General features: G+C 59.4%; 12 protein-coding genes. 10 read left to right on the forward strand and 2 right to left on the reverse strand.

Features of this window, described 5'->3' with window-relative positions:
* The first annotated feature begins 165 nt into the window (after nucleotides 1-165).
* The 8 genes from BMYO_RS10980 to BMYO_RS11020 all read left to right on the forward strand — a co-directional run bounded on the left by BMYO_RS10980 (nucleotide 166) and on the right by BMYO_RS11020 (nucleotide 7,810).
* Complete coding sequence (locus BMYO_RS10980) at nucleotides 166-1,017, forward strand: ABC transporter ATP-binding protein (RefSeq protein WP_094668497.1); 852 nt, start codon at nucleotides 166-168, stop codon at nucleotides 1,015-1,017.
* A gap of 11 nt (nucleotides 1,018-1,028) precedes the next feature.
* Nucleotides 1,029-1,871 (forward strand): HAD family hydrolase, encoded by an 843-nt coding sequence (locus BMYO_RS10985; protein WP_420807312.1) that lies wholly within the window; start codon nucleotides 1,029-1,031, stop codon nucleotides 1,869-1,871.
* Nucleotides 1,872-2,006: 135 nt separating this feature from the next.
* Nucleotides 2,007-3,614: a hypothetical protein gene (locus tag BMYO_RS10990; RefSeq protein ID WP_094668508.1), complete on the forward strand. Its 1,608-nt coding sequence runs from the start codon at nucleotides 2,007-2,009 to the stop codon at nucleotides 3,612-3,614.
* Nucleotides 3,615-3,623: 9 nt separating this feature from the next.
* Nucleotides 3,624-4,532 carry a TerB family tellurite resistance protein gene (locus tag BMYO_RS10995; RefSeq protein WP_233428268.1) on the forward strand — a complete coding sequence of 303 codons (909 nt, stop codon included), beginning with the start codon at nucleotides 3,624-3,626 and terminating at the stop codon, nucleotides 4,530-4,532.
* Nucleotides 4,533-4,555: 23 nt separating this feature from the next.
* Nucleotides 4,556-5,554 carry a hypothetical protein gene (locus BMYO_RS11000; RefSeq protein ID WP_094668499.1) on the forward strand — a complete coding sequence of 333 codons (999 nt, stop codon included), beginning with the start codon at nucleotides 4,556-4,558 and terminating at the stop codon, nucleotides 5,552-5,554.
* Between the two features lie 128 nt (nucleotides 5,555-5,682).
* Nucleotides 5,683-6,546, forward strand: coding sequence for a nitrilase-related carbon-nitrogen hydrolase (locus BMYO_RS11005; RefSeq protein ID WP_169834143.1), 864 nt, complete (start codon nucleotides 5,683-5,685; stop codon nucleotides 6,544-6,546).
* A gap of 235 nt (nucleotides 6,547-6,781) precedes the next feature.
* A complete protein-coding gene (locus tag BMYO_RS11015) occupies nucleotides 6,782-7,573 on the forward strand; it encodes a DUF1295 domain-containing protein (RefSeq protein WP_094668500.1) in 792 nt (263 codons plus the stop codon).
* Between the two features lie 3 nt (nucleotides 7,574-7,576).
* Complete coding sequence (locus BMYO_RS11020; RefSeq protein ID WP_094668501.1) at nucleotides 7,577-7,810, forward strand: hypothetical protein; 234 nt, start codon at nucleotides 7,577-7,579, stop codon at nucleotides 7,808-7,810.
* A 276-nt stretch (nucleotides 7,811-8,086) separates the two neighbouring features.
* Here the strand turns inward: BMYO_RS11020 and BMYO_RS11025 are convergent, their stop codons facing one another.
* Both BMYO_RS11025 and BMYO_RS11030 read right to left on the reverse strand, forming a co-directional pair.
* Complete coding sequence (locus tag BMYO_RS11025; RefSeq protein WP_094668511.1) at nucleotides 8,087-8,935, reverse strand: aldo/keto reductase; 849 nt, start codon at nucleotides 8,933-8,935, stop codon at nucleotides 8,087-8,089.
* Nucleotides 8,936-9,105: 170 nt separating this feature from the next.
* Nucleotides 9,106-9,852 carry a metallophosphoesterase family protein gene (locus BMYO_RS11030; protein ID WP_094668502.1) on the reverse strand — a complete coding sequence of 249 codons (747 nt, stop codon included), beginning with the start codon at nucleotides 9,850-9,852 and terminating at the stop codon, nucleotides 9,106-9,108.
* A gap of 356 nt (nucleotides 9,853-10,208) precedes the next feature.
* Between BMYO_RS11030 and tenA the strand changes: the two genes are divergently transcribed.
* Nucleotides 10,209-10,976 (forward strand): thiaminase II, encoded by a 768-nt coding sequence (gene tenA / locus BMYO_RS11035; protein ID WP_094668503.1) that lies wholly within the window; start codon nucleotides 10,209-10,211, stop codon nucleotides 10,974-10,976.
* A gap of 280 nt (nucleotides 10,977-11,256) precedes the next feature.
* The coding region (locus BMYO_RS11040; RefSeq protein ID WP_143249183.1) for a transposase family protein at nucleotides 11,257-11,541 on the forward strand (285 nt) is incomplete at its 3' end.

The raw sequence follows: 11,541 nt of genomic DNA on the forward strand, positions 1-11,541 counted from the left end.
CTGAGGAGGGAGGTGTCGCGCGAAGCGTGATGAAGGGAGAGACCAAAAGACCAATCGTCACATGGTCTCTCCCTTTTGCATGCAAACTATGCCATGCGTAACCATGGCATACGAATTATGATTGTCCACTATCGAAAATAACCATCACACTGCAAAGGCATCACCGTGAGCTCAGCCGAAGTCCTCAAACTGGAGAACGTCGAATTCCGTCGCAACCGCCGTGTCATCATCACCGACGTGAACCTCACCATCCGTGCGGGGGAGCGGTGGGTGCTGTTCGGACCGAACGGCATCGGCAAATCCACGGCCGTGGGCATGCTCGCCACCCGCACGTTCCCGTCCGAAGGCCGCGTGTTCATCCTCGGCCATCAGCTCGGCAAATATGATGTGTTCAAGTTGCGCACGCGCATCGGTCTCGCCTCCGCCGACCTCGGCCGCCAGTTCCCGGAGTTCGAGGACCCGCTGGACGCCGTGGTCACCGGGCTGTCCGCCGTGACCGGTCGTTGGCGGGACACGTACACGGACGAGGAGTACGCGCGCGCCCGCCAACTGCTGCACGACTTCCGGGTCGGCTACCTCGAAGGCAAGCAGATGTGGAGGCTGTCCGAGGGCGAACGCACACGCGTGCTCATCGCCCGCGCGCTGATGGGTGACCCGGAACTGCTCATCATGGACGAACCGACCACCGGACTCGATCTGGGTGGCCGCGAGCAGGTGATGCGCACCCTGAGCCGCATCGGCGAGGAGAGTCCCGACCGCGCGGTGGTGCTCGTGACCCATCGGCTCGAGGAGATTCCGGCCGGATTCGACCACATCGCCATCATGGGACGCAAACCGGTCTCCGCAGAGGACGCCACCGCCGACGGCATCGACGCGATGGGCAATCCCTCCGCCGGCACCATCGTCTATTCCGGCGCGCTCGAGGACGGCCTGACCGACGAGCGCCTTTCGGACCTGTTCGGCATGCCGATAGAGGTCGAGCACAGCCACGGCCGCTGGTCCGCCTACGCGGTGTGAGGGGAATGACAATGACCGCAAGCAAACTGGTTTTTCTTGACATCGACGGCACTCTGGCGGATGAAAACCATGTGGTGCCCGACTCGGCGCGTGAGGCGTGCGCCGAAGCACAGCGCAACGGGCACAAGCTGTTCATCTGCACCGGGCGGTCCATGCCGAAGATCGAACGCAGCATTCTTGACCTCGGCTTCGACGGCGTGGTCTCCGTGGCCGGCGCGCAGGCGAATGTGGGGGATCGGCTGCTGTTCCAGCATCTCGTGCCGCCCGAGGCGATGGACGCCGCGATGGAGTATTTCCGTGTGCATCACATCGAGAACTACCAGTGGCAGGGCGCCGACGGCATGTACATCTCCGAAGGCTACCGCCGTCATCTGGAGTCGAAGGGCAAGGCGTTCAACCGCGGCGAGTTCGCACGGTTCTGGCATCTCATCGACGAAGTGGATGTGCCGGCCGGCTCCACGCTCGGGCATACGATTCGCGCGAGCAAAGGCTCGTACTTCACCGGCCCGGACCCGGATGTGACGTTCGAGGAGACCAAGCGGGACCTCGCCCCGTGGTTCGAGCTCGTGCATGGCTCGTACGACAAGATCTCGCCGAACAACGGCGAACTGCTCATCGCTGGCTACGACAAGGGCACCGCCGTACGTGACGTGGCCGCGGCGCTGGGATATGACATCGCAGACACGATCGCGATCGGCGACTCCGACAATGACACCGCCATGCTCAAGGCCGCCGGCACGTCCGTGGCCATGGGCAACGCCATCCACGGCATCGAGAAATTCTGCACCATCCAGACCACCGACATCCACGACGACGGCATCGCCAACGCCTTCAAGACGCTAGATTTGGTGTGAAAACGGCTTGTTTTCGTCCGTGTCGGTAAAATTTTACCGTGTTTCGCATCGTGCCATAGTATTGCAGTCAGAACGATTATGGATTGCGCCGGCGTCGCCTAGTGATTGGCGAAGCTGGCCGGACAGGAGCGCATGATGGCCGACGACGATAAGCGCATGAATCGTGAGCATGACGAGCGGCATGAGCGGGAACGCCAGCAGGATGATAAGGGGCGACACGCTGTGCAAGCCGCTTTGCAAGGAGCCGCGGCGGAAACCATTCAACGATTTGGGGCTGCAGCCAAAGAGCATTTGGCGGCGTATTCCGGGGTGGATCATGAAGCTGACGTCAACCTGAAGGAGGTTCCGCATAACAGCCTGAAGGTTAATGCGGCGTTGGCCGACAAACAAGGTGTGAAGCAGCTGGCCGGGTTCAGTGCGGAAGTTGAATCGTCTGCTCGTAGGAATGCAAAGCGTATTGTTGCCGGGGAATCAGGACGTTTCAAACGCTATGATGCAGTGAAGGGCACGGCTAACGATCAGATCGTCGACATTGTCGAGGTCGACGTCAACGGTAACATCCTGTCTGGCTCCCAAGCGCAAATGAAATTCGTGGGGAGCAGCCCTAAAGATCTTCTTGCGGCGCTGAAAAGCAAGGATTACGCAAAGTATCGCGATGCCGGTGTCGGCATGGATATTCCAGATGATTATTATGACGTGCTGATGGGGAATGGTCCTGATGGCATCGATGCGCAGATACGAAGCATGCAACAGAAGCTTGATGAGGGGCAGCTCTCGAAGGAATCTTCTGAAAAAGTCCAGCAGGAGATTGATAAACTGCGGACCATCAAGAAGAGTCTTCGAAAAAGCGGACTGACCAAGCACGAAGCGGAAAATGCCGTTGTGCATCCAAAACTTGTTGTGGCCAAGGATGTGGCCAAGCTGGCTCATAAGGCCGGAGTTCAACAGGCCAAGACCGGTGCTCTGATCGGCGGAGGTGTTTCATTGGTCCGTAATCTTGTCGGCTGTATTAATGGCACTATCGAGCCGGCGGAAGCGGCCAAAAACGTTGGTATGGATGCAGGCATGGCCGCGGCGTTCAGTTACGTCACCGCGTTTTCGGGCACCGCCATCAAGGGCGCCATGCAGAATGCGTCAAGCGAATACGTGCGTGGTCTGTCCCGTACGAATGTGGCTGCCGCGTTGGTTTCCACCACTGTGGATGTCTCCAAGGCGATTGCGCGATATTGCCGGGGAGAAATCACCGGCGCACAGTGTGTTGAACAGATGGGGCAGCAGGGGCTTGGCCAGCTTGGCGCTCTGATGGGCACGGCTGCTGTCATGTCTTCCGCTTCCGCTGTTGGAGTCACCGGTTTGGCTGCTGTCGCTGCGGGTATGGTGGGTAGCACCATCGGTTATACCGCCGCCATCGCAGTGTATGAGGAACTATCCACGGCATTGAATGAATACGAGATGGCCAAGGAGGAACGCATTCTTGTGGAACGCGAATGCGCCGAGACCATTGAATTGATTCGTCAGTATCGCATTGAACTGAACAACACCGTGGACACGTATCTGGCGGACAACACCGAAGCCTTCAACGCCGGATTCGAGGCCATGGACCAGGCCATCGCTGCCAATGATGTCAATGGCTATTTGGCTGGTAACGCCATGATTCAGGAAGCGTTGGGATATAAGCCGCAATTCCGTACACAACAGGAGTTCGATGACGTGATGAGCTCCGATGAGAACTTCGTTTTGTGAGAAAGGAACATGTACACGATGACGTGCATTCAAAAAGAACATGCGCTGCAAGCGTTCTATTACTTGATGGCGGTGGACGGTTCCATCGATGACGAGGAACTCGAGCTGTTCGACCATATCGGTGAAGAGCTCGACGCGGAGCATTTCCATGACTATCGGCAGAAGTTGATCGATTCATGCGAAAGCAGACTGCACTCGTATCCTGATGAGGATTGCTACGATGTGATTGTCGAGGGCGTCGATGAAGCGGTGTCCCATCGGACCGATGCCCAGGATGATGGTGTTGTTCCCCGTTTGCTGTTATGGGACATGTTGGCTGCAGCATATGCGGATGGGAATTATGATCCCGCCGAGTGCAAACTCATCAGGCATATCGCGCGGACGGTGGTCAAGGAACGTTCACTATACCCGGAAATGGAACATCTCATGCGATCCGCGCATTCGGTGAGGGATGAACTCGCGTGGATTACATCCTCAGATAGGCCATACGCCGAGGTGCAGCCTGTGGTGGAGATCCTTCAGGAACGTGAGGCGGCAATCCAATTGGCAGCCACGCAGTTGGTCGCCGATGAGATGGTGCCCGAGCCTCCCGCGGCGATGACCGTTCGTAAGGATATGTTCGACATTGCAGCGGAAAACGTCGATAAAGCCGTGACCCCCGTATTGGGACAGGTTCAACAAGGCGTTCAGGGGGCTGCCGACTCCGTCAAACAAGCCGTGGTCAAGGTTCCTGGTGTCGCGAAGGCCGGTGACGCCGTGAATTCCGCGGTAAAAACCATGGGCGACGCATTGAACCCGGTGGGTGACGAAGTACGCAAGCAAGCCGGAAACGCGGCTCAAGAGGCGAAGAAACAGGCTGATAATGCGGCCAACGCGGTCAAAGGATTCGTTGGCGGACTGTTCGGCGGCAAGCATTAGACGGAGTAGAGGAAGGTTATATTATGCCGATTTTCATGGCACCATTGTTTTTAGGGCTTGCCGCAGCAGGTGGTGTAGCCGGTGTGGGTATGGGAGCTAAAGGCGGATTCGACCAGTTCAAGGCCGACCGATTGAACGCCAATTCCAATGATCGGATTCTTTGGGCGGCGAATCGTCTCGAACAGTTGCGTGGGCAATGCTCGGAATCGCTCAGCGCGCTGGGTAAAGAGAAGATCATCATCCTGGATGGGAACATGCGTCGTTTCCTGGAGGGATTTGGGCGGTTGAAGAACGTGGATTTCACAGCCTCGGAAGGTTTGGATGAACTGGAGCGTCTTCGTATTGACGAAGCGTCGTTTGATGAGCTCAAGGTAATGGGGAACGTCGCATCGTCGTTGCTGGAAGGCGGCGCAACAGGAGCCATCAGCGGAGCTCTTACCGCGTTCGGTGCATATAGTGCCGCTTCCACTTTTGCCACGGCTTCAACCGGTACCGCCATCAGTGCATTAAGCGGAGCCGCTGCCTCCAATGCAACCTTGGCGTTCTTCGGAGGCGGATCGTTGGCTGCAGGAGGCATGGGCATGGCTGGTGGGGTTGCCGTGCTTGGCGGTCTGGTGGCAGGTCCCGCGTTGCTGGTCATGGGCGCCATCGTCGGTGCCAAAGGCGGCAAGAATCTGGAGGAGGCGAAAACGCAATCCGCAAAGACCAGCCAGTACTGCGAGGAAATGATGGCGGGAATCGACCAGTGCATCGCCATTCGCAGGCGCAGTGCAATGTTCTACGCACTGCTAGCCAGGCTTGATGCCAGGTTTTTGCCTCTTATCTACGAACTGGAGCGTGTCATCGACACCGAAGGAGAGGATTACTCGCAATTCACGGTTGATAGCAGACATATCGTTGCCTCAGCAGCCGCCACAGCGGCTTCTATCAAAGCTGTATTGGATACGCCGCTGTTATCTGAGGACGGGTCTTTGACCGCAGAATCCGATGCGCTGCTTATTCGTTCGAATAACGATGAATGATGGGCGGGACGTGCACGAGGAGGGTAATGCAAACAATGTCGAATGACATCTGACAGTTACATAAACTTTATGGCGAACGGTATGACGTTGTAGCGGGACATCTCGTGACTGGCTATGAGGAGGCATTGGTGAACGGCGAGTACATGCCGGTGGCAGTCGCACAGTTTACGGTTGCACAGGAGCCGGAACGCAATCTGGAATTGATTGATGCGTTCGCGCGGGATGCGGCGCAGGATGGTGCGAAACTGCTGGTGCTGCCGGAGGGCCTTATCGCGCGTGACGGTGATGACGATTCGTTCGCCGCCGCCCATGCGCAGCCCATCGACGGTCCGTTCGTCACGGGGTTGCGGCGGATCAGCGCCAAGCGCCACATCACGTTGATGGGGACGGTCCACGTCGTGCCGGATGCGCGAAATATGCGAGGAGATGAGGATCGCCCCGACGATCATCGGGATAGTCAGCCGGACAATCGCGTTTCCAACGCCTTTCTGGTGGTTCGCGAAGGCGACATCATCGCGGACTACCGGAAACTCCACTTGTATGATGCGTTTGCCGCACACGAATCCGATGTGGTTCGGCCCGGGACGGAACTTCCTCCCATCGTCGGCTTCGATGGGTGGCGCATCGGTGTGATGACCTGCTACGATGTGCGGTTCCCGGAGACCGCGCGATCATTGGCGGTGCGTGGTGCGGATGCGATCGCGGTCAGCGCCGCATGGGTGCGAGGCGATTCCAAAGAACGGCACTGGAGGTTGCTGACGGCGGCCCGGGCCGTGGAAAACACCTGTTACGTACTGGCTTGCAGCGAAGTGAGCAAACGTAATATCGGATGCAGCCGCATCATCGATCCCATGGGCGAGACCATGGCTGAGGCTGACGATACACGATCTGGCCTGATCAACGCTGTTTTGGACCGGAATCGACTTAAACGAGTACGTGAGGTATTGCCGGTACTGAAAGATCGGCGGTTCGCCGACCCGCAACTACCCTGATTCGGTAAGATACCGCCGTAAGCGACGCTATGAGGTCGCGGACCATCATGGTGATGACGGCATGATCGTCTTGCCGGTGGCCGGCCGTGGCCTCGTGGCGTACAAAAGCGAGACCATGAGCTACGGTTACCGCAGTGCCGACGGCATCCGTGTCCACACCGCTGATTGACCGACTGGCCGACGGGGACTGATTGGCGGGATTGACCACAACAGTGTGATATGTGATAGGAGAGATATGGGCTTTCTGGTGATGTTCATCGTGGCGCTGGTAATCAGCGCCATCGGGTTCAGGAAATTCGTCTGGTTCATTTCGCTTGGATACGGGTTTTCAATCGCAGGCATAGGCGTGGCGTTACTGGCGATGTTCGCGGCACAGCTCACGCCGGTGACGGCGATTATGGCTGTGCTCCTCGTCATCTACGGATGTCGGTTGGGCGGATACCTGCTGATACGTGAGCACCGCAGCGCCTCATATCAGGCCACCATGAAGAACGAAATCAAGGACGGTTCGAGCACGCCGTTCCTCGTGAAGATCCTGGTCTGGGCTGCCTGTGCGCTGCTATATGCCTGCGAGACCTCTCCGGTGCTGTTCCGCTTGTCCAATAATGCGACGACGGATGTGGTGGCCGTCGTTGGTGCGGTGATCATGGCCGTTGGCATCGTCTTGGAATCCGTGGCCGACGCCACCAAAAACCGATTCAAGCAGCAGCATCCGAAACGATTCTGCGACGTGGGCGTATTCCGTCTCGTGCGTTGCCCGAACTATCTGGGCGAAGTCCTGACATGGACCGGCGTATTCGTATCCGGCTGGACCGCGATGCACGGTATCTGGCAGTGGCTGGCGGCCGTCGCCGGCTGGGCATGCATTGTCTGGATTATGTTCGGTGGGGCTCGTCGGCTCGAAATCCGCCAGACCAAGAATTATGACGACAATCCCGAATACCGTGCCTATGCCAGCCATACGCCGATTCTGATTCCGTTCGTTCCACTGTATTCGGTCGCCCGATTCAAGTGGCTGGTGGGGTGAGCGATGGAGGACGACAAGAACGATATGGATGAACGTTGGGTGAAGGCGCTGCAGGCCAAAGGCATCAACGCCAAGCCCGGCGTACGCGGCCGGCAGCCCAATCAATCCACTCAACCCACTCAACATGCCGAGCGGCGCACGAGAGGCAAGACGTCGTTGTCAGGCGCCGTTTCCGTTCGCACCAAGCCATTCAAGGCCACAGGACACAAGGGCGGCATCAGCCGGCAGGGGGCTTGACGGCTCCGGCCTGGGCGTGGCTTGTCTCTTAGGTACTTCCGTCGTTTCTTAGGTACGTGCCTCCGGGCGTTGAACACGTATTTCAGCCTTTGCATACGTGTTTTTCCTCCGTGACCTATCCTCGTGACCCATCCTAAAGAAACGACGGAAGTATCTAAGTTATGACGTTGGGACCCGATATCCGCCGGACACCGGCCTGTCAGTGACGGGGGCTTGGCATCCGGCATCATTGCAGGCCGACCGACTACACCATGCCGACCACACCGAACCGCTGCCTCAGTCCTCCTCGTGCCAGTGGGGGTTCTGGCCGAAGGTGTAGCCCTCCGGGTTGTCCATGGCGGCGATGTCCTGCATGTCCTGCTCGTCAAGCGTGAAACCGGTCAGGTCGAGGTTGGCACGCTGGCGCTCGCGGTGCATGGACTTCGGAATCGCCACGTCGCCCAGCTGCAGATGCCAGCGCAGGATGGCGGCCACGGGGGAGACGCCGTGCTTCTCGGCGATGCGCACGATGGTCGGGTCCTTGAGCATCTGGTTGGCACGGCCCAGTGGGCTCCACGCCTCGGTGATGATGCCATGGGCCTCGTCGTAAGCGCGCTGCTCGTTCTGCTGGAAGAACGGATGCAGCTCCACTTGGTTGACGGCCGGCGTCACACCGGTGGCACGGATGAGCAGGTCGATGTGGCCGGGCAGGAAGTTGCTCACGCCGATATGCTTGACGATGCCCTGCTGCTGCGCATCGACCAGCGCCTGCCACGCCTCCACGAACTGACCCTGCGAGGGGTTGGGCCAGTGGATGAGGTACAGGTCGATGTAGTCGAGTCCCATGCGGGCAACCGACTCCTCGATGGTCACGCGCGCCTGGTCATACTGGTGATGGCGGCCGGGCAGCTTCGAGGCCACGATGATCTCCTCGCGTGGCACTTCGGACTCGCGGATCGCCTTGCCGACCACGCCCTCGTTCTCGTAGTTGAACGCGGAATCGATGAGCCGGTAGCCCACCTCCAGTGCCGACTTGATGGCCTCCGCGCCCGCGAAGCCGGTCACTTTGTATGTGCCGAATCCGATGGCGGGCAATTCCAGCCCGTCATGTGCCTTGCGCGTGGGGATTGCCGGCGGTTCCATCAGCGTCATCATCGCTCCTTTGCTGTCTTGTGCTGTTTGCATGCATATCTGGGCCAGTGCTTGGCCAGTGTGCCGAGGCGGATGCCCCGCCGTTGACAACTGTACTCGTCGTAACCGTGCTGCGCCGGAAGCTGATTAGGCTATTGCGACGATTGCGATCAGTCCTGATGCGCTCAGAACGTAGGCATGTCGAGCGACGGAGTCCCCGCGGCGTTGGCCCTGCCCATGTCTCTCGCCGTGGTGTGTTCGCGGAACCATGCGATGACCTGCGACTCGCTCACCGGCTGCAGCGCCCAAGCGTCAAGCCCGACGTTCAACGCCTCGCGGCGGGCACCGTCGGGGGAGAGCTGGTGGGTGTGCCCGTACAGCAGCATCCGGCCGTCGAATGGCAGTGCCTTCGCGCTGAATTTCGACACATCGTCGGGCCAGCTGTATGCCAGATCCTCACGATAGGGGAAATGCGACAGGTTGACCGTGCCAAGCCCGCCGATATCGACGACGTCGTTGGGCTCCAGGGTTTCGAACAGGTTGCACGCAGGCTTGTCTTCGAGCCACCAATCGTCGTGATTGCCGATCACGCCATGCAGATGCCTGCAGTTAAGCGCTCGCAGACAATCCTTGAAATGATTGAGCGACGTGCGGAATCCGATGTCGCCGAGAATCCAGAGTTCGTCATCGGGCCGGACCTGTGCGTTGATGGCATCGATGACCGCCCGGTCGTGGGCGTCGGTGTCGGCCGCCTTACGGAAGGTGAGCCCCGAATCGAGCGCGGTTTTCTTGGCCCAGTCCTCGGCGGCCTTGCGCCCGTAAGTGTGCAGAATCTCCTCGTAGGTCGAACGACTCGGATCGAACGTGGTGAATCCGCGTAGTACGGTGACCAGCGGATGCCCGAAATGCGTGTCGGTGGTGAAATATCGCATCGTATGCTCCTTCTCGACGGCTGAGACTGTCCTGCGGTCGCGTCTGTTGTTGCTTGCTCCTGCGGACCCCTCAACAACCCTCATCAACCTCTGATTCCAGAGTAGGCGGTTCCGCGGGGAGGCGTTATACGCCGGCCGAATCGTCGATCGCATCTACTGCGGTTTTGCCGCCATGGCGCTGCGCCCGGTCTGCCGTTATAATGAGCGACGTTGCAGGGGAACCTGAGCCGGCCGCGCGAATCCCGTCTGGATGATCTGGACGTTTGGATATCCGCTCGGCCGGCTCGAGGTTGAGAAAGGCGCGGGCCTGACCCTTGGAACCTGTTGGCCAACACCATCGAAGGGAGCAATCGCATATGACCGCCGACACCGTCACGTCATCGTCGTTCGACGCCGCCGCATTCGGACCCATCACGCTCGACCATCTGCCGCCGTTCGCTCAGCGTCTGCGCAAGGCCGCCGACCACGTCTGGGAGGAGGGATACCGCCAGCCGTTCCTGCGCGAACTTGGCGCCGGCACGCTCGACCGTGAGAAGTTCGCTTTCTACCTGCTGCAGGACTACCGCTACCTCGACGACTATGCCAAGGTCCACGCCCTCGCGCTCACCAAGACGCACGACCCCGAGATCATGCGCTTCATGGTCGATGTGCAGAACGCCATCTTCAATGTGGAATCCGCCATGCACCGCAAGTACATGGCGAGCTTCGGCGTGACCGAGGCGGAGATGAACTCGGTGCGTCAGTCGGCGTTCGCACGCGCCTACACGTCGAACATCCTGTCCATCGCCTACGGCAATCCGCTGGTTGACGTTCTCGTGGCCGTGCTGCCCTGCGCTTGGGTGTACGCCGATTACGGGCAGCGCCTCGCCCGCGAATTCGGCGATTCGCTGGAGTCGAACCCATACAAGAGCTGGGTCGACACGTACAAGACCGACGAGTTCTGGAGCTCGGCGGCGTGGCTGCTCAAGCACATCGAGACGCTCGTGGAGGGGCTGAGCGAGGAGCGCAAGGCTGAACTCACAGAGATCTTCGTCGTCGGTGTCGAAAACGAGTACATGTTCTGGGCCAGCGCCTACGACATGCAGTACTCGTGGAAGCCCGAATGGGACAGGGCACGCGCGTGAGCGCTGCCAAGCGGGGACGTCGTCGTTCCTTGGATGCTAATGGTTTGTTTCTCAATTGTTTGAGTGGTATCGGCCCTCTCTAATGAGAGGGCTGTCAGCGAAGACGACTGGGGAGAAAAAGCTGAAGCCCTCAATTATTTGAGCCTTCGCCAGTTTGTGTGGTGGGGTGTTGAGCCTCGGCGTCTTCGCCGGGGCTTTTTCGTGTGTGGGTGTGAGAGGGGCGTTCTCCTGTATGGTTTGTTTCCGCCAAGAAATGGAACCGAAGAACAGGGGAACGCCTGTGCCCACCATATCAGCCGGCGCGCTCAAGCGCATGCTCAGCCTGCCCTCCAACATCGTGGTCCGCAAGCCCCGCATCGGGGAGGATCCACATGGCGGCACCGTGGTAACGGTGCCGGTGCGCCCGTACGCGAACGACATGGACCGGTGCGCGAAGTGCGGCAGGCACGGCCGTCCGTACGACTGGCTGGGCACGCGACGCTGGCGTCACCTCGACCTCGGGTGCGCCAGGCTCCTGCTGGAGTACGCGCCGCCGCGCGTCGCGTGCCGCGAGCACGGGGTGACG

Origin of the sequence: Bifidobacterium myosotis, assembly GCF_002259745.1 — a bacterium.
In the GTDB taxonomy this organism is placed as follows: Bacteria; Actinomycetota; Actinomycetes; order Actinomycetales; family Bifidobacteriaceae; genus Bifidobacterium; species Bifidobacterium myosotis.